The sequence below is a fragment of the Myxococcales bacterium genome (genome assembly GCA_016716835.1).
Lineage (GTDB): Bacteria > Myxococcota_A > Polyangia > Haliangiales > Haliangiaceae > JADJUW01.
Window position 1 is genome coordinate 395,622 of sequence record JADJUW010000001.1, and the last position, 24,775, is coordinate 420,396.

The window sequence follows — 24,775 nt, forward strand, 5'->3', positions numbered from 1 at the left end:
GCGTCAGTTAGCTCGCGCGGGGCAATTGCGCGACGGCTTCCGCGACCAGGTCCTGCGCGCGGCGTGGCTTGATCCCCAGCGGGCCCAGCAACGAGGCCGCCGATTGTTGATGATAAATGGTGTCGCGCATGGGCCGCAACGCCGCCGGCACGGCGTGCCGCGCGAGGCGCGTCGCATGCGCCGCGAGCCGCGGTTGGCGCGCGAGGCGTTGCAAGAGCGGCATCACGCCATGCCCCCAACGCGCACGCCCTTGATGGTGCATGAGCGCGGAAAACGTCGGCACGGGCAGCGCATCGCTGATCAAATGGAAGGTCTTGCCCGCCGCGGCCCGGTGGCGCGAAAGCACGGCTAACGCCTCGGCCACGTAGGATGCCTCCACGACGTGCACCTGCGCCCATGGCGGCACGGGCAGGGGCAGGTGTGGGTGCCGCGCCATCCACGCCAGCAAGCGATTGCCGGCGAGTTGTGCCACCGCGTCCTCGGCAAGATCAATGCACGCACTCGCGCGCGCGATCACGATCGGAAGTTGGGTTCGCATCGCGGCGTACACCGCCTCGACGCGAGCCTTTTGCTCGTCGTAGCGAAAGAGCCACGGCCCCAGCGTCGGCGCCATCGATTCAAGGTACGGCCCTGGATCATTGCCCGCGACGAACGTGCTCGAAAGATACGTCACGTGATCGATGGCGGCGGCTTGCGTCGCAAGGGCCAGCACCTGGCGCGCCACCAACTCGCCTTGCCAAGCGGCGTGGCCGAGGGCATCGTCGTCGTCGGTCTCATCAATGACAACGATGGAGGTTAGTTGCTGCCGCAGATCGCTATACTCGTCCGCCGAAAGCCCGAGATGCATGTGCGCGGCGTCGCCTACCAGCACGGTGAGCCTTGCGCCAAAAGGCGAGGCCGCGGCCCATTGCTCCATGGCCGGCGCGGCGGCCTGGGTCGAAAGCAGATAGACGCGGACGTGTTCGGGCGCCGCGAGGTGCGTCGCACACGCCAAGGCGATGGGGTGGGGCGCGCCCACGATTAGCGTCGTGTAGTGATCCGCCAGCACCGGGGCATGCCGCGCGATCGAGGTGGCGGCCGGCCGGCGGGGGGCCTTGCGCCCTCTCGCCTCGGTGATCGTGAGCGGACCGAAACCGGCCTCCAGCGTTTTTACGAGCGCATCGACCTGCCTGATGAGCTCGGGCTCGTCTCCGGTATTGTCGATGACCCAGTTGGCCAGCCGTACCTTGTCCGCCAGCGGCAGTTGCGCCGCAATGCGCGCCGCGGCTTGTTTGGGCGCGTGCCCGTCGCGGGCGACGACGCGTCGTTGTTGCACCTCGGGGGGCGCGGTGACGACGATCAAGCCGTCGAGCTGCTTGTAGGTGCCGGTCTCAACCAGCAACGCGGCCTCATAAAATACGACATGGTAACCAAGCTCACCCAGGCGATCGCGTTCGGCACAGGCCGCCTTCCAAATGCGGGGATGCAATATGGCTTCGAGCTCGCGACGCGCCTCATCATCGGCAAAAACGATGCTCGCCAGCGCCGCGCGATCAAGCGCGCCTCCAGCGCCGAGCACGGCGGCACCAAAGCGAGCCGTGATCTCGCGTAGCGCGACGCTGCCTGGGCGTACCAGCTCGCGGGTCAGGCCGTCGGCATCGATGACCGCGGCGCCGAGTTGGCGTAGCCGTGCGGCCACCGTGCTTTTGCCCGATGCGATGCCACCCGTAAGGCCAAGGGTTATCATGCCCCTACCGTATATCGCGCGCCCTGTCGCCTCGCAATCTGGTGGCGTGCATGGCAGAGGAACTGATCGATTTTGCGGCTCGCCTGCGGTATACGGGACGGCGATGCGCGCCCAGTTTGTCATTTCCGCGGCGGCCCCTGACCAATTTCCGGCGGCCGGCGCACCGGAAATCGTGTTTGCGGGGCGGTCAAACGTTGGCAAGTCGTCGCTGATCAACGACCTTACGGGGCATGGCGGGCTAGCGAGGGCCTCCAAAACGCCGGGGCGGACGCGGCTCATCAATTGGTTTGCGGTGACGCCCAAGCCGACCATGCCGCTGCAATTCGTCGATCTGCCGGGGTATGGCTATGCGGCGGTGCCGCTCGATATGCGAGCGTCGTGGCAACCGCTCATTGAAGCGTTGCTGGAAGGGACCCGCCCCATTGCGCTCGTGCTGGTGCTCATCGATATGCGCCGGGGCCTGGGCGAAGAGGAACAGGATTTTCTCGAGTGGCTCGCCGAGCGAAAGCTGGCAAGCCACGTCGTGCTCACCAAGGCCGATAAGCTGAGCAAGTCCGAGCGTGGCGTGGTGACCGCGCAGCTAAAGCGCCAGCTAGGCGGCGGTGTGGGCGTGACGGCCTTCTCGACGCTCGATCAATTTGGGCGCGACGAATTGTGGAGCGCGATCTTTCGCGCCGCTAAGCCGAGGCGTGCGGGCTAGCTCATGACCTCGTTGGTGGTTGCGCCTGCCAATGTGTTCGATGTGCCGGCGATGGTGGCCTTAGAGATCGAGGTGTTCGCCCGAGCCTCGCCACACGTGACGCCGGCCGTGGTAGCTGACGCTCGCTATGCGCACTGGATCGCGCGGCTAGCAGAAGGTGCGAAGGCCGACGGCCAGGCGGCGCAGCTTGCAGGTTTTTTACAAGCGATGTGGCTGCCAGACCGGCTAGACATTCTGTCCGTTGCGACCGCCGCGCACGCTCGCCGCCAGCGGTGCGCGACGCGTCTGGTGGGGGCTGCAATCGAAGCGGCAAGCGCGGCCCGTGCAACGTCGGTGACACTTGAAGTCGCGGCGCAGAACGCCGCGGCGCGGGCGCTTTACGCAAGCCTTGGGTTTACCGAAGATGGGCTACGTCGCGGTTATTATCCTGCGGCTGCCGGTGGCCCCGCGGATGATGCAATCTTGATGTCAGTGCGGCTGTAAACCCGCCATGTCGGGGCTCGGCCTACACCCGTCACTCGCAAAAACTAACGATCAGTTGGTGCCGATCTTGCCGTGGCCCGCGTTATCGGGACACCCCGCTTGTGGCCTTGTGTTTCGTCAATGTAAGATTTGAGAACTCCTCGGTATGTGGCCGACTCGTCTCTATTCGCGCACGGTGCAATCCCTTGCCAACCTACCGTTGCCCAAGGCGGCGCGCGGGACGGTTATTTCGGGGTTTGCGAGGGTCGTTGGCGCCAATGTCGCCGAAGCGGAGAAGCCGGCGGCGGCGTATCGCTCGCTGGGCGATTTTTTTGGCCGCAAGTTGCGCGATGGCGCCCGTCAGCTGGACGTCGCCCCCGGCGTGCTCGCCGCGCCCTGCGACGGCGTGGTGATGAGCCTTGGGACCATTGAAGACGACGGCACCATCATTGGCGCCAAGGGCGTCGATTACGCGGTGAATGACTTGTTGGCGCTGCCCGACGGCGTGACCAGCGAATTTGCAGGCGGCCAATTTGCGGTGATCTATTTGTCACCGAAGGACTATCACCGCGTCCATGCGCCCGTGACGTGTCAGTTGCGCGGCTATCGCTACGTGCCGGGCGCGTTGTGGCCAGTTTCGCCGTTTTTTGTGCGCCACGTGCGCGGCTTGTTCGCGCGCAACGAGCGGGTTGTGTTCGAGCTTACGCCTGACGTCGCGCTGATCATGGTGTCCGCCGTGGGCGTCGGGCATGTGCGCGTCAAGCACTGGCCAAGCGCCGCCGATATGAACCCCGACGCGGCCGAGCATGGTTTTGAGACAGGGCATTTGCGCGGCAAAATATGGGAACAAGCGGTCGATGTGGCGATTACCGCCGGGGATGAGCTCGGGACCTTCTTGCTGGGCTCCACCGTCGTGCTGTTGTTTAGAGCCGGCACCGCGCGCCTTGCGCTCACGCCGGGCCATAGCGTCCGCGTCGGAGAATCAATCGGCACCTTTGCGGTGTCGTCACCACCAGCAGCAAGGGGACGCGATGGCCGATTCTGAGGGCAAAGCCGAAGGCAAACCAGATGCGCCAAGCGGCTTGGTTTCAGATATCGGGACCAATCTCGAGAACATGAATACGTCGCAACGGCGGCGGCGCAAGCTGGCGCGCAGCAGCGAGCTGACCAAGCCGCGCACGGTGACGCACCCTATGATTGTGGCGGCAATCGACGATCCAGGCCTGGTGGTTTCAATGGCGTATGGCGCCGCCGCGATGAACGGCGCCGTCACCGCGCCCGCCGTGGCCCACGCGCCCATCGCGGCCGACCCGCCCTATGATCAGTCGAACCCCGATGGGATTGCCCAGCCCACCAGTTTCGGCGATTCAAACGAACGCACCATGGAGATCGAAATGTCGCAGGTGGCGGTGATTAGCCCGCCCCGCACGTCGACATTTTCGTTGGCTGAAGACGAGTATGAGGAGTTAGAGGACGGCGCGACCTCAAAGGAAATTGCCGTGGACGCGCCCGGGCACGCCGTGAACGTCGCCACCGCCACACCTTCACCGGCAGTGCCGCCGGCCTTGCCACGCGCCGTCACCAATCGTGACTTTGAGGGCAAAGATTTGGTGAGGCCGGCCTCCGCGGTTGCAACGCCGCCGCCCTCACCGCCGGCACCGCCGGTGAGGCCGCCACCGGCACCAAAACGCCCCGAGGCTCGCTCGGCGGCCTTGGCAGCCGCCGCGACGGCAGAACCGCGGCCGAAGAAAAAACCACATGCCAAGCCGTGGTTCGAAGAGGTGTTCGAAGAGGATTACCTGCGAACGCTGCCGTTTCTGACGCCTAAGGCGACCCAAGCCGAGGCGGTGTTTATCATGCAGTCGCTGGGGCTGCAGCCCGGCGCCTCCGTGCTAGATGTCGGCAGCGGATATGGTCGCCATGCGCTCGAGCTGGCGGCGCGAGGGATGCAGGTCGTGGCCTTCGATCTGTCGCTGCCGCTGCTCTTGCGAGGCGCGGACGAGGCGGAGCGGCGCGGCCTCGCCGTGCAATTCGTCCACGGCGACATGCGCGACCTTGATTTTGACGCGCAGTTTGACGGCGCCTATTGTTGGTTTTCGACCTTTGGCTATTTCGACGACGACAACAACCGCAAGACGGCGGCCAATATTTGCCGGGCGCTCAAGCCTGGCGCACGCGTCGTCATCGAGGTGCTCAATCGCGACTATATCGTCAGCGATCTGCCAACGCGTGTGTGGTGGGAGGGCGATGGCTGCGTGGTGCTGGAAGAAGTGGAATTTAATTACTTCACCTCGCGCCTGCAATCGTCGCGTTCGGTGGTCTTCGATGACGGGCGCCAGCTCGAACAAGAGCTGTCGATTCGATCGTATTCGCTGCACGAGCTCGGCAAGCTCCTGCACGCCGCGGGGTTCAAAGTCGTCGATGTTTCGGGAAATTTGGCTACGCCCGGGCGCTTTTTAGGCCCGCTGTCGCGCCACCTGATCGTGGTTGCCGAGAAGCGCGTCGACGCCGATGCGGTAGCTCCTAGCGAAAAAAAAGCGGATCGGGAATAGTTCCTCTTAGGTAGCGGTTACCCATGCATGGCGCGCCGTTTGGCACCTAGCGCCGGTGAGGGCCCCATGCAAAACGCCGCGACTAATACCGCCCAGCATGACGTAACCACTGATTATCTAAAACATCTTGGACGCTCCAAGGTAATGACTCCGTCGCAGGAATTGAGGTTGGCGCAGGCGTATCGCGAGGCGAGCCTCGCCGTATGGCGGCACGCGCTGCGGCGGCCCGAGACGGTGTTTGCCGTGTTGGCACATCGGGGCGCCGTGCCACAGGCGTGGCTCGATGAGGTGCGGACTCGCGTTGGACGGCCGCGCAGCGGGCGCGCGCGCGATGAGGCCGCCAGGGTGATGCGTGATGCAGATGAAGACCGAGCGGCCTATCAGGCGCTTGTCGCCGCCGCGCGTGGTGCGCGCCGTGCTGGCACGCATCCCACCATGTCGTCGGCGCAGTCGGCGGCGGCGGACGCGGCGGTCGCCGCATATTGGCGCGAGCTTGGCGCGCTTGCCCACGAGGCCGAGCGGATCCGCAATCAATTTGTCGAGCACAATCTGCGGCTGGTGGTCAGCGTCGCCAAGCGCTATCGCCATGGTGGCATGGCAATGATCGATCTAATCTCCGAGGGCAACCTTGGGCTGGTCCGCGCGGTCGAGCGCTTTTTGCCCGAGCGAGGGTTTCGCTTCTCGACGTATGCCACGTGGTGGATCCGCCATGCCATCGGCCGGGCGGTCTCTGATCGAGGTCGGAGCATCCGCATTCCGGTGCACATGCTAGAGGCCATCCACAAGCTAGGCGCCCTTGAGCGGGCGTATCTGCGTGCCTATGGCGAAAATCCCGATGTCGACTATCTTGCGGCGCAGCTTGGCATGTCGCCCGAACGCACGCGCGAGCTAGTGACGTGGCGTTCTGAACACGCGGTGTCAATCGACGCGCCCGCCCGGCAAGACGGCGAGCACACGCTTGGCGAGTCACTATGTGACCCCGAGTCTGACGCGGCACCGCAGCGCGAGCTCGAGGTGGCGTCGAGCTTTCGCGCGGTCACCGCCGCGATGCGTGAGCTGTCGCCGGTGGAGGCGGCCATCCTGCGGGCGCGCTATGGCCTGGGCAACGACCACGAACAGACGCTGCAGGAACTCGGCGCTCGCCACCAACTCTCGCGTGAACGCATCAGGCAGCTGCAAGAGCAATCTTTGCGCAAGCTGCGCAAGCTGCTCGGCGAGGCGGCGGCTAGCTAGGCCGCGGTCGGCTTATAGCGACAAGCGAAACAGCTGCTGGCCGAGCAACAAAAACGTTTCGTTGGTCAGGCGGCGCTCGCCATGGACGCGGAGAAACGTGCCGTTGGAGCTGCCGAGATCTTGCAAGAAGACGCGGCCTGCGCGCAGCGAGAGCTTGGCATGCAGGCCCGAAACATAGCCATCCTGCGGAAAGTTAATGTCACCGCGTTCGCGGCCAATGTTGGTCGTTTCCGCAAGCAGCGGATACGCCGCGCCGTCGACGCCGCGGCCTATAATCGCCGAGAGCTTGCCCCAATACCCGGGGTTTGGGCTGCCCATCACTTCGGTGCCGTCAGGGCCGGGTTCGGCAGGGGGCACGATGTCAAACCGCAACAACTCCTGGCCGATACGAATCACTTGGCCAGGGACGATTTCTTCTTCGTCGCGCATCTTGATGAACACGCCGTTGAGGCTGCCGAGGTCGCGAATGGTCGCGCCTTGCGGTCCGATTGCCAACTCGGCATGTGTCGGTGAGAGGTAGCCATCGCTCGCAAAAATCGCGCCGTGGTTGCGACCGAGTTGGTTGTCGCCGCTGCTAAGGGGGTGGGTGCCACCTTCGCTGCCATCAGGCCTGATAAGCGTAAGCAGGCTGGTCGGCTTGGGTGCGGCCGCGACCGCGGGCGAGGGGCTTGCGGCAACGCCGGGCGTGCGCTCCAGCGTCGGCACCGCGGGCGCGATGTCCATTTTGTGACCACAGGAGCCACAAAAGCGAAACGTCGCCGGGACCTCGGTTGCGCAGGTTGGACATGGGCGTGGGCCGGGCGTGGCCGCCGCCGCTGGTGGCGCGACGATGGCTGGCACCGCGCCGGCGACGGCGGCGGGAGGCATCATCGCGACCCCGGCTGCCGCGCCTGCGACGGGACTGGTCCCAAGCCGCTCGTGGCCAGGGGCCGCGGCCTGCAAGCTCGCGCCACATCCAAGGCAGAACTTGTAGTGATCTTGGTTGTCGGTTTTCCCGCATCGATGACAGCTGATCATGGTTGCTCCGTTAGACGATTTCAATCCGCAAAAGTTGTTGGCCAAGAAAGACGTAGTCGCCGTGCCCGAGCACGTGTTGCCCGCGGATTTGCACGAACGTGCCGTTCTTTGAGTTTAGGTCGGTAAGCTCGAGGCCGCGCGTGGTGACGATCTGCGCGTGCCGACCTGATATGAACGGGTCATTGGGAAAATTCGCGTCGTTGCCCTCGCGTCCAATCGTGAAGCTCCCGCCCGAGACGGCGTAGGCTGCCGCGGTGCTGCCACCGCGCAGGCGTTGCACGACGCGCAAGGTGCTTGCGGGGGCGGGGCTGGCAAAATAGTAGGTGCCATCGGCGATGAACTCAAGGTCGCCGGTATGGCCGGGTGCGATTTCAAATAATTGCTCGCCCGCCAAAAAACGCGAACCCTGCTCGATAGGCACCGTGCCGCGAATTCGCACGAAGACACCATTTTGCGAGCCTTCGTCGCGAACGACCAGGGCCCCACCGTGCGCGCTATCATAGAAGAAGTTGGCATGGATGGGTGAAAGATAGGCGTCCTCGGCAAATAGCAACGCGCAATCCGCGCCGCGGCCAAATGTATGCTCTTGGCCGGCGAGGCTGTACGATACGCCATCGTGGCCATCGCCACGGATGACGGTCAGCTTGGCGCGCGCGGTTTGCATGGCGCCAAAGAACATGGTCTTGCTGGCGGCCTTGCCGGCGGGCGCATCGAGGCTGGGGCCGCTCGTCGGCGCGATGGGCAAGTTGCTGCCACGCGTCGCGGGGGCTGGATTTGCCGCGCTTGGCTGCATGAATGGATTGCGCGCGCGGGCCTGCGTGCCGTCGCTGCCAAGCGGTTGCCCCATGGGCGCGCCGCATTCAAAGCAGAAGGCGTGCGACTCCGGGACGTTGGCGGCGCAGCTGCTGCACTTTGCAAACGCCTCATCGGAGTTTGGCGACGCCGCGGCCGCAGCGGTCGCCGCAACGGCGGGTGCGGAGGGCTCGCGCGTAGGTTCGGCGGTTGGTGGCACCAAGACGGTATTGGCGCGATCGTTTGAAATGAAGGTTCGGATCGGCGCGTTCTCGCCGATCGGCGTCACCGGTTCGGCGAGCGCCGGAATCACGACGCGCCCCCAAGCAAGCGTCGCCCCGCATGCGCTGCACGCGTTTTGCGTAACGGTATTTGCTGCGCTACACGAGTCGCAGACCAGAGCGAAATCCATGCCTGCGATAAGTGTAGCGGTTTCGGAAGGTTGGCGTCAAAACCGCGGGCTCTAAATCACGCCTCACGTAACATTGCCGGCCTACAGTGGGGACAATGTGGTTGCCGGGAAAGTTCGTTGGTCGAGATCGGATCACGGCGGTGAGCACGCTGGCGACGTCGGGGCATGCGTACAAAGCCAGGTCGAGGCGGCCGCTCTCACCGCGGGATTTGAGTCGCGGGCCGCGGACGCAATGGCGTCGTGCAGGGCGGCGTCGTTGGGCCCGTTGGGCGGCACGCAGCTAGCGCGGACGTAGGCCGATTGATCGCGCATACAGGCCGCCACGAGGGCCGGCGAGGGTGCGACGAGGCGACCGCCAACGGTGGCGGCGAGCTGGCGAACCCGCCAGTCTTCGCTGGCTCCGAGGCGCGTTAAGGTTTTGATAAGTGGATCGCTAAGCTCGATGCGCGCGCGCTGCCTCAGCACCTCGAGTGCCACGGCTTGGCTCGCCGCGGGCGCGTTGCTGAGCGTTTCGAGCAGGGGGCCGAGGTCTTTGTCGGGACACGTCTTGGTGGCGACGGAGGCCCACACGCTTGAGACGGAAAACGGCGGGCCAAGCCGCGACACCTCGGGCCAGATGGCCGCGCCTAAACGCTCAACCGAGGTTACCAGCGCGCCTTCAAGGGCGCTGGGCCGACCAAATGAAAGCCGTTGATCGGCTTGGTCAAGCAGTTGCAGCGCGAGGTGCTTGGCGTAGTGGTCGCCGGCGCGCAGCTCCAGCACCGCGGCGGCGATGAGTTCGTCGGCAAGGTCCCCGATGGGGGCAGTCGTCGCTACGACGTTGGCGCGTGCCTCGCCCAGCGATGCGACGATGGCGGCCGCATCAAGGCGGCCGCTGTGGCGAGGCAAGTGCCACGCCGCTAGCGGCGACTCACCGGCCAACGCGTCCATCAGCGCTGCGGCGGCTGTATCGTGATGTTCGCCCCAATACTGCGCGATCAGGTCGAGCCGATTGGCGCCACGTGCGCGGTGGCGGCTAAGCGCCCACGTTGCGAGGCGTCCGACCTCGCCGACGCGGCCTGAAAGCGTCGCCAAGAGCGCGAGGGAGGTCGGCGGGATGGCGGGTTGCGCGCTCATCGCATAGATGCACGCCGCGCGCACGAGTTCGTGGGCAGCCTCATCCTGCGCCACACGCTGCGCTACCTCGAGCGCACGACGATCGCGGCTCGCTGCGATCGCGACGCAACCGAGCACGGCGATGCTCGTCCGGCGATCGGCCAACGCAGGGGTGAGGGCGCCAAGTGGCGCCGCCGGATCTTGCGTCGCGACGGTAAACCAGGCGGCCTCGCGCATGGCGCCATCTGAGCTGCGGAGCAACTCACCCACGAGGCGCACGGCGTCGGGCGTACGCAGGCGACCCGCGGCAAGCAACGCCGCCACGCGTAGATCGCTCGCCGTGCGACCCGCGAGCGACGACGCGTCAGGCACCGTCCGCTTGGCAAATTCGATCAGCGCGCGCGCCGCCGCCGGGTTGCCGAGTTGCTCCAGCGCGGCAATCGCCGAGCCGTGTGCCGAGGCCTGTAATTCGTCGTGCAAGACATCAAGCAGTGGCGTGAGCGCGGAGCCCGCCAGTCGTGCCAATTCGGCCCGCGCGCGCGCGGCCACCGCGGGCATGGCGGCGGTGGCTTGGGTCGCAAGCACCGGGATGTAGCGCAAGTAGAGCCCAACTAACAGCTGGCGATAGGTCGGCTTGTGGGTCATCGCAAAGGCCAGCGGCGCCAACGTCTTCTCTAGTTCGCCCAAGGTATTGGTGAGCTCGCCGATCTCGATGGCGGCGCGTCCCGCCTGCGCGATCTGCTCCTCGTCAACCGCCCGCCTAAGCACCTCGCGATACAGCTCGCTCGCCCGCGCGGTGTTGCCGGTCTGCAAGTAAAGGCTCGCCAGCGCGAAGTAGACGTCGAAGGCGCTGGCGGCGTTTGGATCGAGCGCGATCGCGGCCTCGTAGCTCTTGGTCGCTTCTTCGATGCGCTGCATCTCAACGTAGCGCTCGGCTAACCGCTTATGGCCCTCGACGTGGCGTGGGTTGCCCTCGACGGCCTTGAGCGCCCACGTAAGCGCCGCCTCGTCATCGCGCGCCATTGACTTGATCTCGGCGATGCGCGTGTACATTTCTTGTTGGCGCGTGGGGTCGCGCTCGGCAAGCGTGAGCAGCGACGCGACTGCTTCGTCGTGACGCCGGGCCTTGACCTGCGCATGCGCGAGGTCGTCCAGCACGTAAAGGTCAGCTGGCGCCAAGCCCGACAGGCGCGTCAGCGTCTTGATTGGCTCATCGTCGGCGGGGCGTCGCTCGTAGTACATGGCGAGCAGGTAGCCAGCCTCCAGGGACGGCGACGTCGCGGCAAAGGCGGCCTGCCAGCTGGTCACCGCTTGCATCTCGAGCGCGCGCGATTGGGTGCGGCGGGTCAGCTGGCTTATCATGCGTCGTCGCAAATCCCGGCGCTCCATGACGAGGGCGGGGTCGATGAGGTCGAGGGATTTTTTGTAGGCGGCCAGCGCCTCAACGTCCAGTTTAAGCGCATCAAGCACCATCGCCTTGGTGCGAAACACCACGTAGTTTCGTCCCTCGAGCGCTTCGGCCCGCGCGACAAACTCCAGCGCGCGCTTGGCGCCACCGTTTTGCGCCATCACGTCGGCCGCCGCGAGCAGCGCCGTCACGCTGCCAGAGGCCGCAATTTTTTCCCATGTGGCCATGGCCCGGCTCGCCTCGCCGTTGTTGAGGTACACCTCGCCCAGCGCGATGAGATGCATGGGGTCAGGATCGATGGCGGCGATGCGTTCGTAGATCGCCGTCGCCCGCTTGGCATCGCCCCAACGTTGATACGCATCGGCCACCGACGTCAAAATACTCGCGTCGCCCGCAAAGCGTTTTTCGACGGCTAGCACCAGCGCCAGGGCCCGCTTTAGGTCACCACGCTTCATGTGCCGCTCGGCCAGATCTAAGGCGACCTGCGGCTCGCCAGGGGCGATCTTGCCGATCGCCTCGAGCTGCGCCAAGGCCTCCACCGATCGTCCGCTAGCCTCTAACAACGCGACATAGCGGCGTTGCGTCTCGAGCTCCCACGGTGCCTTGGCCACGGCACGGCGATAGCTAGCGAGTGCTTTTTCGGGTTGCCCAAGTTGCTCATACAAGCGCGCCAGCGTTTCGGCTTGAAAAACGTTTGCTTGGCGCTTGGCCAGCGCGCCTCGAGCTCGGTCGCCAACTGTGGCAGCTCTTGACGTCGTCGATAGATCTCAACGATCGCCAGCCAATACTCATTTGCGAGGTAGTAGCCGGCGGGGGCTAGCTTGATGGCGCGCTGATACTCGGCTATGGCGGCAAGATCGTCGCCGCGAGTTGCCAGGGCGCCGGCGGCGCGCCCGATGACTTCCAGGCGTTTCATCGGATCTGCCTTCAGCCGCGCCTCGGCGTCGCCGAAGACCTTGGCGGCTTCGCCATGCTTGCCGCCTCGCGCCAGCAAGTCGGCGTACTCAAGCATGGTGTCGGTGCTTGGCATCAGCGCGAGTTTTTCTTTCAAGGCGGCGGCCGCCTCTACGACATCACCCGTTGCTAGCGCGACGGCGGCGATGCCATCATAGGCGCGCACGGCGTCGCTACTTTTGCGCTCAAGGCTCGGCGCCAGCACCCGTTGATATGCTGCCATCGATGCGGCGCTTTTGCCCTGCCGTCGCAAGGCATCAGCGATTTCAAGCAGCAGCGCGACATCGGTGGCTCGCCTTGGCTGCGCGGCCTCAAAATGGATCAACGCCTTCTCGTCGTCACCCGCGGCCCGCGCGAGCTTGCCCAGGACAACCAACGCGGCGCCATCACTGGAGGCCTGCGCCAGCTTTTCGTACTCAGAGGCGAGCTGGGCAAGCGTTCGGTGTTTGCGATACAACGTCGTAAGGCGCGCCAGCGCGGTGGCGTCGTGAGGTTGCTTGGCCAAGGTGGCTTTAAGGCGCGCGACAATGGTCTTGTCAAAGGGGTCGCGTTGCACGTCCCAGTCCCCCTGTGCAGATGCATGGCGGGCGGGCAGCCCTGCGGTCAGCACCAAGCCCACTAGGACGCCGCGTACAAGTCGCCCGATTGCCATAAGGAAAGTATAGCGCGCCCTAGTGCCTTGGCACAGATAACATGAGCCACACTGCTTGGTCTGACGCCCGACTGCCAGCGTTGCTCGTCGGTTGTTTGGAACCACCAAACGCCCTCCTCGCGGCTTGGCCTCGGGTCGCCATCCCGGCGCAGCCTGGCTCATAACATCTGTGCCAAGGCACTAGGTGGCGAAACAGGAATGTTAGGGATTGTAGTAGAGTCGTCAGGTGACGCTGAAAGCCGCGCCATCACCGCTACCGCCCGGCGCCCTTTGGCGCCGCCTAGGTCGTGAACAAGCCATCGAAGGCAGCTGGTGGCAACATTGGGATGCTTCGCAACGCTGCACGCCGGGCGCGACATTTGCCTGCGGCGGCGTAAGCGTCGCGCTCGCATCAGTGGCATTTGTGCCCGAGGCGCCGCATGTAGGCGAGGGTAGTTGGGTCATCGCCGTCGCCGAACAAGCCGGTCGCCGCGCCGACATCTTGATGCCGCGGCCAATGGCGCAGCGACTTTCGCAAACCTGGTTTGGCGCGGCGTCGCCCGTGGTGCTGGCAGATCCGGCCTCCGCAGCCGATATCGCCTGCGGGATTTGGTGGCTGGCAGCGATGAGCGACGCCTTGGCCTGGCAGGCTGACGTGCGTCCAGCCGCACATGCCTGTGAGCGTATGGCGGGCGGTGGGATCGCCCTAACGTGGCATGTCGGCGAACCGACGCGCCAGGCGAGCCACACGTTTACGACATGGGTGCGACCTCATGCCGGGTCGAGCGTAACGATGGCGTCGGCACCTCGTGCGAGCGACCTCGACTCGTCTAAAGTCACCGCGGTATGGGCCCACACGAAACTTTCGTGGCCGATTTCCGTCGGTAGCACGTCGCTGGCCGCAGAAGATGTTTCACGGCTGCGAACCGGCGCGTATCTCGTTGGCGCCCAGCGCCATCACGCCATGATCGTCGCAGGCGGTGTGGCCTGGCGGGTCAGCCAACCACAGCCATCCACGTCATCCGTGCGCATCATTTCGGAGGTATCAACCATGAACCCAGACCCGTCTACCACCACCGCGCTGCTCGCTCACGGGCGCTGCCCCGTCAGCGTCGTCATGGCGCACGCCGAGCTCTCGTTTGCGGAGCTCGCGCGGTTGCAACCAGGCAGCCTCATTGAGCTGGCCCGAGCGCCTTCGCCGCATGCGGCTCTGTACCTTGGCGCAAGCCATCTGGCGGACGTCGAGCTGGTTGAGGTAGATGGCCAGCTCGCTGCGCGCGTGCTTTGTCTGCGAAGTGGGCCTCCACAGCCCGTCGCGCCATCCCCCGGCGGGTGAGGTCTTGCTTGTCGGAACCTGCTGATTATGGTAACTGCCGCGCATGCCGGTCTACGAATTTCAATGCAAGCAGTGCAACCAGATCTTCGAATATCAGCAGCGGCTAGCCGACGAACCCAAGTCGATTTGCGAGGCATGTGGCGGTGCGCTCGAGAAGCTCATCTCGCGCTCGGCCTTTCAATTTAAGGGTGGTGGTTGGTACAAGGATTTGTACGCCAGCACCAAGCCAGCTGCCACGGGGGGTGGCGCTGACACCACCGCGCCGGCGAAGACCGAAACGGCACCAAGCGGCGCGTCGACGAGTCCAGCGCCAACCGCGCCGGCGACCACGCCAAGCGGCGGTGGTTCAACTGGCGGCAACGGCGCGCAAGCGAGCCAGCGGTGACGGCGACGCGGCTTGCCGGCGCCGGCGTCGCGGCCAAGGTGTTGGCGCGCGTTGCAGGCGACGCGGCGGCCTTGCGGGCGCGCGGCGTCACGCCGACGCTCGCGGTCGTCTTGGTCGGTGACGATCCGGCATCGCACGTTTACGTTGCCAAAAAAACGCGCACCGCCGCCGAGTGTGGCGTGGGCGCCAACGACATCCGCTTGCCACAAGACACCTCGCAGGCGGCGCTGCTGGCGCTCATCACGACCCTCAATAACGACCCGGCGGTGCACGGCATCTTGGTGCAATTGCCGCTGCCGGCGCAGATCGATTCGCATGCGGTTATCGCCGCGATCGCGCCAAGTAAGGACGTCGATGGCCTTGGGCCCGTGAGCCAGGGCGCCTTGCTGTCGGGGCAGCGTGGCTTCGTGCCGTGCACACCCAAGGGCTGTATGGCCTTGCTCGCCGAGACCGGCGTGCCCTTGGTTGGCAAGCGCGCTGTGGTGCTTGGCCGCAGCGTGCTCGTGGGCAAGCCGATGAGCATGCTGCTGACTTCCGCCGACCTCACCGTGACCTTGTGCCACTCCAAGACCGTCGACTTGCCTGGCGAAATCGCGCGCGCGGATATCTTAGTGGCGGCCATCGGTCGTCCGGAATTCGTGCAAGGCGAATGGATCAAGCCCGGCGCCATCGTGATCGACGTCGGGGTCAATCGCCTGCCCAGCAAGGTCCTCGTCGGTGACGTAGCGTTCGCCGCAGCCTCGGCCCGCGCGGCCTTTATCACGCCCGTGCCTGGCGGCGTTGGTCCCATGACCATCGCGTGCCTGATGGAAAACACCGTGCAAGCCGCGACGTGGCTTGCGGCGTAGCGCGTGCGGACCGTCAAAGCGCCTTACAGCAATTTCTCGAGCAACTGGTCGAGATGGTCAAGGCCCATATAACGAATCTCGAGCCGACCAGCGCCACCGGGCTTGTCTTCGTGAATGGCCACGGGGCCGCCGAGGGCCTTGCCTAGGCGCTCCTCTAGATCTCGAATGCTCGCGCTTTTTTTGGCGACGTCGGCGCGGGCGGATGGCTTGGCCTTGGTCAACGCCTCAGTGGCTCGCACGGACAGGCCCTTGGCGATGACCATGCGCGCGGCGCGCTCGATGGCGGCCGCATCTGGCAGCCCGAGCAACGCGCGCGCGTGGCCCATTGAAAGCAACTCTTCTTCCACCATCTCGCGCACCACTTGTGGCAGGCGTAGCAGGCGCAGGCTATTGGCGACGGTGCTGCGATCCTTGCCGACGCGCTCGGCAATTTGTTCTTGCGTCAGGCCAAATTCATCGGCGAGCCGTTGATAAGCGGCCGCCTCCTCGATGGCGTTGAGATCGCTGCGCTGTAAGTTTTCGACCAGCGCGCGCTCAAAGGCCTCTTGCGAATCGACCGATTGCACGACCACCGGCACCTTGGCCAGCCCCGCGCGCTGCGATGCCCGCCACCGGCGCTCGCCCGCGATGAGAAAGTAGCCGCCAGCGGGCCTTGGCCGCACGATGAGCGGCATGATGATGCCGTGCACGGCGATCGACGCCGCGAGTTCGGCGAGTTGAGGCTCGGCAAAGCGGCGGCGCGGCTGCTCCGGGCCTGGGTAGATGTCCGCGACATCGACGTGAAAAAAGGTCTTGTTGCCCGCCGCCTCGGCAGGGGCCGCGGCCTTGCCTGCGGGGCTAGGCGCGTTTGGAAGTAAAGCGCCCAGGCCACGTCCGAGTCCTCGTTTTTTGTCGTCTGCCATCATAACGTCTCCGAGCGCCACCTAGGCCGCGCGGCGGCTCGGTGCGGGTGGGTGCCTCACCAATAATTCATCGGCGACCGCGAGATAGCTCTGAGAGCCAACGCATTTGGCATCATAGAGCAGGGCAGGCTTGCCATGCGATGGCGCCTCAGAAAGCCGAACGTTGCGCGGCACCACGTTGCTGAAGACTTTTTCGCCGAAGTGCGCCGCGACCTCGGCGCGCACCTGACTCGCGAGGTTGGTGCGCCCGTCGTACATCGTGAACAGCACGCCGTCGATGGTTAACTCGGGGTTGTAGGCGGCGCGAACCTTTTCGATCGTCGCGACGAGGGCCGAAATGCCCTCTAGGGCGAAGTATTCGGCCTGCATGGGGACGATGACCGCGTGCGCGGCGACCAGCGCGTTGAGCGTCAGCATGCCCAGCGACGGCGGACAATCGATAATAATGTAGTCGTAATTTCCATCGACAGGTGCCAGCACGTTGGCAAGGTAGCGCTCGCGCTGCTGCACCCCGATTAATTCAATTTCAGCGCCCACAAGATCGGTTGTGGCTGGCGCAATCGAGAGCGTCGGAATTTCGGTAGGCCGAATAACGTCGCTAAAGGCCACCTCGCCAAGCAGGGCATCGTAAATGGACAGCTCGACGCGGGACGCGGGATACCCGACGCCAGAGGAGGCATTTCCCTGGGGATCGAAATCGACCAACAGCACGCGATGGCCGCGGCTGGCGACCGACGCGGCTACATTAATGGCCGTCGTGGTCTTGCCGACACCACCCTTTTGGTTCGCGATTGCAATGATCCTGGCCATGGGCGTTGGTAACACGGGGATCTGACACCGATGCGAAGCATCGGAATGCTGCGTTGTCTGGCAATCGTGCCTTGAAATTACGTTGGCGTGCGGCTCGGCGGCTCCTTGTAAAAGCGCAGTAATTACATGCCATTATGTATATCCATAGCAAAAAATTCGCCCACTATCTCCCTTTTCATTACCTTGTGTAGAGATGTAGGACATGTAGGCCGTTTGGCCTCAAGGGGGACTGCGATGTCGATAGAATTTCCACGTATTTACAGATCGTTTGCTGAATTTGAACGCGAAGAGCTCCGCCGGCTGGACTCTCTCCACACCTCGGTCGATGACCTCGTCGAGGAGCGGTTTTCCGAGGAGCTCGACATGGGCAGCGGCGAGGCGCCGCGCAAGCGGGGCCGGCCTCGCAAGCACCCAGTTACGCCATAGCGCGCACGACTTACGTGCGGCGCTGGATGAAAAAAAACGCCCACGCGCGGCACAAGTCGAGCGATCGTCGCAAAAATAACGCGCGCCATGTCGATTCGCGCCGCGCGGGTTCGATAAGCGCGGCGCGCCAAAAAAAGATCGGGCCAAGACAAACAGGTAGCGCGCAATTAAGACAGGTCAGCGCGGCTTGACGGGTATAGGGCGCAACCTTACGCTTACCCGGTATGAGTAAAACCAAGGCAAGCAGCGAGACGGCGATCGAAATCCCGGACACGCTGCCAATATTGCCATTGCGCAATTCGGTGCTGTTTCCGCACTCCATCATTCCCATCGATGTCGGCCGGCGCAAGTCGGTCAAGCTCATCGAAGATGCCATCAATAAAGAACGCCCCGTCATCGGCATTCTTACGCAAAAAGACGCGCGCACTGAAGACCCGGGCAGCGGCGACCTCTACATGGTCGGGTGCGCGGCCCGCATCCTCAAAGTCATCAAGCTCGCCAAAGATAACTTCTCCGTGATTTTGCAGGGCGTCTCGCGCTTTGAGGTCACCGAGTTCGAAGGCAACGACCCGTTCCTGACGGCGAAAATTCGCCCCATCCCTGACCCTGAAACCACCGATGTCGAGCTCGACGCGCTGGTCATGCATTTGCGCGACGTCGCCAAGCGCGTGGTCAAGCTCATGCAGACCGAGCTGCCAAAAGAGGCCGGCGCGCTGGTCGATTCGGTGGGTGAGGCCGGCTATATCGCCGACACGTTTACGTCTCATCTCGAGCTCGACGTCACCGAAAAACAAGACGTCCTCGAAACCTTCGATCTCAAGGCGCGCATTCGCAAGGTGCTGGGCCTGTTGTCGCGGCAACTCGAAGTGCTCAAGGTGCGCGAGCGCATCAATACCCAGGTTCAGGAAGAGATGGGCCGCAACCAACGCGAATACGTGCTGCGCCAGCAGCTCAAGGCCATCAAGGAAGAACTTGGCGAGCTCGACGACGCCGGCGGCGATGTCGACGAATTTGCCGAGAAAATCACCAAGGCCAAAATGACCGAGGAGGCCGAAAAGGCGGCGCGCAAGCAGCTCGATCGCCTCAAAGGCATGCAGCCCTCCAGCGCCGAATACACCGTGACGCGAACGTACCTCGAGTGGTTGGTCGAATTGCCGTGGTCTGTTTCGACCGAGGACAAGATCGATCTCGCCGAGGTGCGGCGCTGCTTAGATGAAGACCATTACGACCTCGACAAGGTCAAAAAACGCATCGTCGAATACATGGCGGTACGGAAGCTCAAGGATGACAAAAAGGGACCAATCCTATGTCTGGCGGGCCCACCGGGCGTTGGTAAGACCTCGCTCGGTCGCTCGATTGCGCGCGCGATTGGCCGCAAGTTCGGTCGCATCTCGCTCGGCGGCGTGCGCGATGAAGCGGAAATTCGCGGCCACAGGCGCACCTATGTCGGATCGTTGCCAGGGCGCATCATCCAGAGCATCAAAAAGGCCGGCACCAATAATCCGGTGTTTGTGCTCGATGAAATCGACAAGCTCGGGCACGACTTTCGCGGCGATCCGGCCTCGGCCTTGCTTGAAGTGCTCGATCCGGAGCAAAACTCGACGTTCTCCGATCATTACCTGGAAGTTACCTTCGACCTTTCCAAGGTGATGTTCATCGCGACCGCCAATCAGCTCGATCCCATTCCGTGGGCCCTGCGCGATCGCCTCGAGATCATCGAATTGTCGGGTTACACGCGGCAAGACAAGCGCAACATCGCGCGCACCTACCTCGTGCCCAAGCAGCTCGACGAGCACGGCATCAAACCGGAGCAATGCGACATCACCGATGAGGGTTTGTTTCAGATCATCGACGGCTATACGCGTGAGGCCGGCGTTCGCAGCCTCGAGCGCGAAGTCGGATCCGTGGCGCGCGGCGTCGCGGTTAAGATTGCCGAAGGCAACTCCAAGCCCAAGGAGGTCATTGCGTCGCAAGAGGTGCAGGAATACCTCGGTCCGATCAAGTACGTCAGCGAAGTCGCGGAGCGAACCAGCGAACCTGGCGTCGCGACGGGCTTGGCGTGGACCTCGGTCGGTGGCGATATTCTCTTTATTGAAGCGACCAAGATGCCCGGCAAGGGCAAGCTTACCCTTACGGGGCAGCTTGGCGAAGTGATGAAAGAGTCAGTGGCGGCGGCGTTGTCATTTGTGCGCAGCCGGGCAACCGAGCTTGGCCTTGAAGACGGCAAGTTTCTTGAAAACGTCGACCTGCACATTCACGTGCCGGCCGGCGCGACGCCTAAGGACGGCCCGAGCGCAGGCATCACGATGTACACCGCGTTGGTGTCGCTGCTAACCGGCGTGCCAGTGCGCGCGGACGTCGCGATGACGGGTGAGATCACCCTGCGCGGCAACGTGCTGCAAATTGGTGGCGTCAAAGAGAAGCTTTTGGCCGCCCATCGCGCCGGCATCAAGCGCGCGATCATTCCTGAGCGCAACCTCAAAGACCTGATCGACGTGCCTGAGGAAGTCCGCAAGGAGATTGAGATCTTTGCGGTCAAGCGCATGGATGAGGTCTTGGCGCTGGCGCTGCAGGATCCGCCTCAGAGTATTCTTAATCTGTCGGAAGCCGCCGCCAAACTCGCCGACTAGGGCTGCCGTGCGTAGCCTGCGCTGATCGACGCGTACGTCCTCGCGAGCTTCGTTACAGCCAGACGGCTGCTCCTCAGCATCGCGCGTGCTGTAACTCATACGTTTTGAGTCTGGATGCGGAGGACTGAGTGTGAAGCCCGGGGGCGCGAGGAGTGGAGTTCGGTGGTTCCAAACGACTGACGAGCAACGCCGGGATTCGCAGCCAGGTCCCGCAGACGGGCTCAAGTTGTGTGAGTTGCAGCGCGCAGGGCGTGCGCCTCGCTGAGCGCAGGCTACGCACGGCAGCGGCGCAGGCGTGCGCCGAACTGGACGCAAAATCCCGAGCGCCAGGGCGTGCACCGAACCCGAGGCAGCCCGCTCTTAAGTGGTCTACCAGGATGCCGATCCACGGCGGATCGGCTGGAAAGAGGCGTGAGGGAGGCTCAAAGGGGGTCCATGTAGGGTTTGTGGGTTGACACAGAGCGCTCGGTGATTAGGTTCTGCTCTGAGGACAATATGGGAAAAATCATAGGCATCGACTTAGGCACCACCAACTCCGCGGTGGCCATCATGGAGGGCAAGGAGCCCAAGATCATCACCAACGAGGAGGGGCATCGCCTCACCCCGTCCGTGGTGGGCTTTGACGAAAAAGGCGAGGTCCTAGTCGGTCAGGTGGCGCGACGCCAAGCCATCACCAACCCCGAAAACACCGTGTTTTCAGCCAAGCGGATGATGGGTCGCAAGTTCACCGACCCCGCGACGCAAGAAGAAATTAAGCGCGTGCCATACAAAGTATCGGCCGCCAGCAATGGCGATTGCGTGATCGAAGCGCGCGGCAAGAAGTACTCGCCGCCCGAAGTGTCCGCGCGCGTGCTCATGAAGCTTAAGCGAGCGGCCGAGGAGTATCTCGGTGAGCCAGTGACCGAGGCGGTGATTACCGTCCCGGCTTATTTTAACGACTCGCAGCGCCAAGCGACCAAGGACGCCGGGCGCATCGCGGGCCTCGACGTCAAGCGCATCATTAATGAGCCGACGGCGGCCGCGCTGGCGTATGGCCTGGACAAAACCAAAGAGCAACTCATTGCCGTGTTCGACATGGGCGGCGGTACGTTTGACGTTTCCATCTTGGAAGTCGGCGACAAGGTCGTTGAAGTGGTTGCCACCAACGGCGATACGCACCTGGGCGGCGACGACATCGACAACCGGCTGATGGACTGGCTCATCGCCGAGTTCAAGACCGACTCCGGCATCGACGTCTCCAAGGACAAGATGGTGCTGCAGCGCCTCAAGGAGGCCGCCGAAAAGGCCAAAATCGAGCTGTCTAATGTGCAAGAAACCGAAATCAATCTGCCGTACCTGACGGCCGATGCCACCGGACCCAAGCACTTGCTCAAGAAAATCTCGCGCGCCAAGTTCGAGCAGATGATCGAAGACATCGTCGCGCGGGCCATGGAGCCGTGCAAGCGCGCGCTCGCCGATGCCCAGAAGAAGCCCGCCGACATCCACGAGGTGATTCTCGTCGGTGGCTCGACGCGGATTCCTATGGTGCAGCAAAAGGTCAAGGAGTTTTTTGGCCGCGAGCCCAACAAGAGTGTCAACCCAGACGAAGTCGTGGCGCTCGGCGCCGCGGTGCAGGGCGGCGTGCTTGCAGGCGATGTCAAAGACATTTTGCTGCTCGACGTGACCCCGCTGTCGCTCGCGATTGAAACCTTGGGTGGCGTGGCGAGCGTGCTGATTCCACGCAACACCACCATCCCAACCAAGAAGTCCGAGACCTACTCGACGGCCAGCGATAACCAAACGCAGGTCGAGGTGCACGTAGTCCAAGGCGAGCGGCCGATGGCGCGCGACAACAAGTCGCTGGGCCAGTTCTTGCTGCAAGGTCTGCCGGCGGCACCGCGCGGCGTGCCACAAATTGAGGTCGCGTTTGACATCGATGCCAACGGCATCCTCAACGTCACGGCGAAAGACAAAGCGACCGGGGTCGAGAAGGCCATTCGTATCGAGGCCTCATCGGGCCTGTCGGAGTCCGATATCAAGCGCGCGGTCGAAGACGCCAAGGCCCATGAAGAGGAAGACAAGAATCGTCGCGAGGCCATCGAGGCGCGCAACGGGCTTGATCAGCTCATCTACGCCACTGAAAAGCTGGTGAAGGACAACGAAGGCAAGCTGTCAGACGCCGAGAAACTCGAGGCTGAAGAAGCGCTCAAGGACGCCAAGAAAGCGGTCGAGGCCAACAAGGACACCAGCGATCCAGCGCCGATCAAGGCGGCGCACGACGCGCTGCAAGCGGTCGCGCACAAGCTGGCGGAGTCGCTTTACAAGGCTGGCGGCGACGCCGCGCAAGGCGGCGAGCCCGCGGGCGCAGCGGCCGGTGGTGACAAGGGCGATGTCATCGACGCCGAGTTCGAAGAGAAATAATTCGCGCGGCGAGCGCGACGCTAGCGCTGCCTGAACAAACCCGGCCTGCGACGCCTAATGAAACCCGTCAACTATTGCGGGGGCGGTGGTGCCGGCTCGGAGGTCGCGGGCTTGGTGGGCTGTGCCTGCGCCGCCGGCGGGACGGGCGCGCTGCAGCGCAACGGGTCGACGATAAGGTCGGCATGCGTCAGATTGTCGTTTGGAATAATGGTTTTGATGGCGCGGTCAAAGACGCGCGATAGCATGAGCCGTTGATCTGCCGACTCGGCTGCCAGCACGAGCGTGAAGACCGCATCGTCGTAGGCCACCACGGCCTGACGCGCAAAACGCTGCTTGGTGTTGAAGTCAAACCACGCCACCCCGGCCACGTTGATGCCGGTGGGCTGGTAGCCGCGGCGCTTGAGATCATCCGCCAGCGCGCACGCGAACGCCTGCGCGAGGGTGCCCTGCTGACAAGCCACGGGAAAAGCACACGTCTGGGCCTCGGTGACGGTCTGCGCGGTAAAAAGCATAATGGCGGTGGATGGCACATGCTGCATCCACATCAAGATGCCGGGATAGGGCGCGCGGGTGGTGAGCCGCCAGTCTTTCCGCGGCGGGGTGAAGCGAATGTTGTGCGTCGCCGAGACCAGCGTGCCGTCTACTAGCTCATCGGCGGCCAGCGGGAGGCTTGGCGCGCCGATCGCCGCAAGGCCGCACAGCGCCGCGATGGCAAGCCGAGTCAACGGGGCGGAGCGCGCGCGCATGGTCCGCAAACGTACCGCGCTTTAGGGCGCGACTCAAATCCGCTTGCGAGCGGGTGCGTCAGGCGAAGGGAGAACTTTCCCTGAACACGTTAGCAGGCAAATAGATGTTTATTTTTATATGTGTCGCGTTGACTGATTATATTCAAGCGAATACAGTGACAATACGGTGCAGATAACGTGACGAAGAGAGAGTGGTAACGAAACGCTGCGTTGCACGCATCGGTAGACAAGACGAGATTGCAAAATTAGGTGGTCGGTTGGGGACGCATCGAGTGGTTCGGATGAACGGGGACGGTTCATGCACGCGCGCTATGGGGGCGCGCGTGATGCGGTGGGTGGCAGTGGATCGAGGCTGCAGCGTGGTTGCTGTTTTTGGGGGGATTAGTGAATTCACGGATTCGGTTATTGCCAGCGCAGAAATTGCCAAAGCGCTCAGCGCGCGGGGCGGGCATTGGCGAGGCCAAGGCGTCAGCCGCAAGGCCGCCGGTCGCGAGTTCGACGAGGCCCAGCAAGCCAGGCCGAAATGCCGGGCGGTCCGTTGATGGCCCGCTCGCTGAGGCTGATCTCATCGATATCGAGCAGCGCTTTGCGGCGGGCCTGACCGCCGTGCAAATCATTGACGTGTTTGCCGAGCGCGGCCTGCGCTTCTCGGAGGCGACCTTTCGCAAATACGTCCAGCAGGGCCTCTTGCCGCGCAGCCGCCGCGTTGGCCGCAAGGGTAAACATCGCGGCTCGCTGGGCGTGTATCCCGCTAAGACGGTGCGGCGCATCAACGCCGTCAAGCAACTGATGAGCGATGGCCTAACGATCGAAGAGATTGGCGCCAAGTTCGCGCAATCGACGGACTCGCTCGAGGCCCTTCAAGAGGCCGTCGATGGCGTGGTGGAATCGCTGACCGCGCAAGTTGCGGCGGTCGGCGGCGGGGCGGGACGCGACCTGAAGCGCCAGCTTCTAAGTGTTCAAGAATTGTCGACGCAGCTAGTCAGCGGCGTCGAGGCCCTAACCGCCCGTTTGGGCGCGCAAGGGCAAAAGACAACGCTGCGGCGCACGGGTGTGTTTGGCAGCGAGGAACTGTTGTGAGCGACGTCGAAATGGGCACGGGACGCCTACTTCAAGGAGAAACCATGAGCAGCAATCTAGATCTAACAGGCAAGGGGAGCTTGGCAGAACAACAGGCAGAGGCGATGGCCTCGGAGGCGCAGGTGGGACGGCCCACGCGCGTCGCCAGCGGCACCGCGTCGCCGCCAATGGCGCTTGAGGAAGAAGCGCCTGGCGTCCTCGCGAGCGGCACCGGCGTCTTTGCCGCGGTT

Annotated in this window: 20 protein-coding genes; 12 read left to right on the plus strand and 8 right to left on the minus strand. The window is 63.8% G+C overall.

All coding sequences use genetic code 11. The features are described from left to right. Window positions 1–7 precede the first annotated feature (7 nt). Window positions 8–1,726: a dephospho-CoA kinase gene (locus tag IPL79_01695; protein MBK9069713.1), complete on the minus strand. Its 1,719-nt coding sequence runs from the start codon at window positions 1,724–1,726 to the stop codon at window positions 8–10. A 103-nt stretch (window positions 1,727–1,829) separates the two neighbouring features. On the opposite strand from IPL79_01695, the gene IPL79_01700 reads away from it, so the two are divergent. The 5 genes from IPL79_01700 to IPL79_01720 all read left to right on the plus strand — a co-directional run bounded on the left by IPL79_01700 (window position 1,830) and on the right by IPL79_01720 (window position 6,673). Further along, a complete protein-coding gene (locus IPL79_01700) occupies window positions 1,830–2,426 on the plus strand; it encodes a YihA family ribosome biogenesis GTP-binding protein (GenBank protein ID MBK9069714.1) in 597 nt (198 codons plus the stop codon). Between the two features lie 3 nt (window positions 2,427–2,429). After that, the gene (locus tag IPL79_01705; GenBank protein MBK9069715.1) at window positions 2,430–2,909 is read left to right on the plus strand and encodes a GNAT family N-acetyltransferase; all 480 of its coding nucleotides are present in this window, start codon (window positions 2,430–2,432) and stop codon (window positions 2,907–2,909) included. Between the two features lie 145 nt (window positions 2,910–3,054). Continuing rightward, window positions 3,055–3,933, plus strand: a complete 879-nt coding sequence (gene psd, locus IPL79_01710; GenBank protein MBK9069716.1) for a phosphatidylserine decarboxylase — start codon at window positions 3,055–3,057, stop codon at window positions 3,931–3,933. Next, on the plus strand, window positions 3,920–5,440 hold the full coding sequence (locus IPL79_01715) for a methyltransferase domain-containing protein (GenBank protein MBK9069717.1): 1,521 nt from the start codon (window positions 3,920–3,922) through the stop codon (window positions 5,438–5,440). Before psd ends, IPL79_01715 begins: the two co-directional genes overlap by 14 nt. Window positions 5,441–5,584: 144 nt before the next feature. Beyond that, window positions 5,585–6,673 (plus strand): sigma-70 family RNA polymerase sigma factor, encoded by a 1,089-nt coding sequence (locus IPL79_01720; GenBank protein MBK9069718.1) that lies wholly within the window; start codon window positions 5,585–5,587, stop codon window positions 6,671–6,673. 12 nt (window positions 6,674–6,685) lie between these two features. On the opposite strand, the gene IPL79_01725 is transcribed toward IPL79_01720, so the two are convergent. The 4 genes from IPL79_01725 to IPL79_01740 all read right to left on the minus strand — a co-directional run bounded on the left by IPL79_01725 (window position 6,686) and on the right by IPL79_01740 (window position 13,003). Continuing rightward, window positions 6,686–7,690: an FHA domain-containing protein gene (locus IPL79_01725; protein ID MBK9069719.1), complete on the minus strand. Its 1,005-nt coding sequence runs from the start codon at window positions 7,688–7,690 to the stop codon at window positions 6,686–6,688. Between the two features lie 10 nt (window positions 7,691–7,700). After that, complete coding sequence (locus IPL79_01730; protein MBK9069720.1) at window positions 7,701–8,894, minus strand: FHA domain-containing protein; 1,194 nt, start codon at window positions 8,892–8,894, stop codon at window positions 7,701–7,703. A 132-nt stretch (window positions 8,895–9,026) separates the two neighbouring features. Next, complete coding sequence (locus tag IPL79_01735; protein ID MBK9069721.1) at window positions 9,027–12,062, minus strand: tetratricopeptide repeat protein; 3,036 nt, start codon at window positions 12,060–12,062, stop codon at window positions 9,027–9,029. Next, window positions 11,954–13,003: a hypothetical protein gene (locus tag IPL79_01740; protein MBK9069722.1), complete on the minus strand. Its 1,050-nt coding sequence runs from the start codon at window positions 13,001–13,003 to the stop codon at window positions 11,954–11,956. The genes IPL79_01735 and IPL79_01740 overlap by 109 nt, the downstream gene beginning before the upstream one ends. 226 nt (window positions 13,004–13,229) lie before the next feature. Here IPL79_01740 and IPL79_01745 point away from each other — a divergent pair, with 226 nt between their 5' ends. Genes IPL79_01745 through IPL79_01755 form a run of 3 tightly spaced genes read left to right on the plus strand, consistent with a single transcriptional unit; the run spans window position 13,230 to window position 15,551 of the window. Further along, window positions 13,230–14,318: a FliM/FliN family flagellar motor switch protein gene (locus IPL79_01745; protein ID MBK9069723.1), complete on the plus strand. Its 1,089-nt coding sequence runs from the start codon at window positions 13,230–13,232 to the stop codon at window positions 14,316–14,318. A gap of 43 nt (window positions 14,319–14,361) precedes the next feature. Beyond that, window positions 14,362–14,703, plus strand: coding sequence for a zinc ribbon domain-containing protein (locus IPL79_01750; GenBank protein ID MBK9069724.1), 342 nt, complete (start codon window positions 14,362–14,364; stop codon window positions 14,701–14,703). Continuing rightward, window positions 14,700–15,551: a bifunctional 5,10-methylenetetrahydrofolate dehydrogenase/5,10-methenyltetrahydrofolate cyclohydrolase gene (locus tag IPL79_01755; GenBank protein ID MBK9069725.1), complete on the plus strand. Its 852-nt coding sequence runs from the start codon at window positions 14,700–14,702 to the stop codon at window positions 15,549–15,551. Before IPL79_01750 ends, IPL79_01755 begins: the two co-directional genes overlap by 4 nt. Window positions 15,552–15,574: 23 nt before the next feature. Here IPL79_01755 and IPL79_01760 read toward each other — a convergent pair whose 3' ends face one another. Then, window positions 15,575–16,456, minus strand: a complete 882-nt coding sequence (locus tag IPL79_01760; protein MBK9069726.1) for a ParB/RepB/Spo0J family partition protein — start codon at window positions 16,454–16,456, stop codon at window positions 15,575–15,577. A gap of 18 nt (window positions 16,457–16,474) precedes the next feature. After that, window positions 16,475–17,263 carry a ParA family protein gene (locus IPL79_01765; GenBank protein ID MBK9069727.1) on the minus strand — a complete coding sequence of 263 codons (789 nt, stop codon included), beginning with the start codon at window positions 17,261–17,263 and terminating at the stop codon, window positions 16,475–16,477. A gap of 234 nt (window positions 17,264–17,497) precedes the next feature. On the opposite strand from IPL79_01765, the gene IPL79_01770 reads away from it, so the two are divergent. From IPL79_01770 to dnaK, 3 genes are all read left to right on the plus strand, one after another. Then, on the plus strand, window positions 17,498–17,689 hold the full coding sequence (locus IPL79_01770) for a hypothetical protein (protein ID MBK9069728.1): 192 nt from the start codon (window positions 17,498–17,500) through the stop codon (window positions 17,687–17,689). A gap of 224 nt (window positions 17,690–17,913) precedes the next feature. Further along, window positions 17,914–20,319 carry an endopeptidase La gene (gene lon, locus IPL79_01775; GenBank protein ID MBK9069729.1) on the plus strand — a complete coding sequence of 802 codons (2,406 nt, stop codon included), beginning with the start codon at window positions 17,914–17,916 and terminating at the stop codon, window positions 20,317–20,319. A gap of 495 nt (window positions 20,320–20,814) precedes the next feature. Then, window positions 20,815–22,719: a molecular chaperone DnaK gene (gene dnaK / locus IPL79_01780; protein MBK9069730.1), complete on the plus strand. Its 1,905-nt coding sequence runs from the start codon at window positions 20,815–20,817 to the stop codon at window positions 22,717–22,719. Window positions 22,720–22,790: 71 nt separating this feature from the next. On the opposite strand, the gene IPL79_01785 is transcribed toward dnaK, so the two are convergent. Further along, window positions 22,791–23,465 carry a hypothetical protein gene (locus IPL79_01785; protein MBK9069731.1) on the minus strand — a complete coding sequence of 225 codons (675 nt, stop codon included), beginning with the start codon at window positions 23,463–23,465 and terminating at the stop codon, window positions 22,791–22,793. 450 nt (window positions 23,466–23,915) lie between these two features. On the opposite strand from IPL79_01785, the gene IPL79_01790 reads away from it, so the two are divergent. Continuing rightward, window positions 23,916–24,545, plus strand: coding sequence for a MerR family transcriptional regulator (locus IPL79_01790; protein MBK9069732.1), 630 nt, complete (start codon window positions 23,916–23,918; stop codon window positions 24,543–24,545). Window positions 24,546–24,775: the final 230 nt, after the last annotated feature.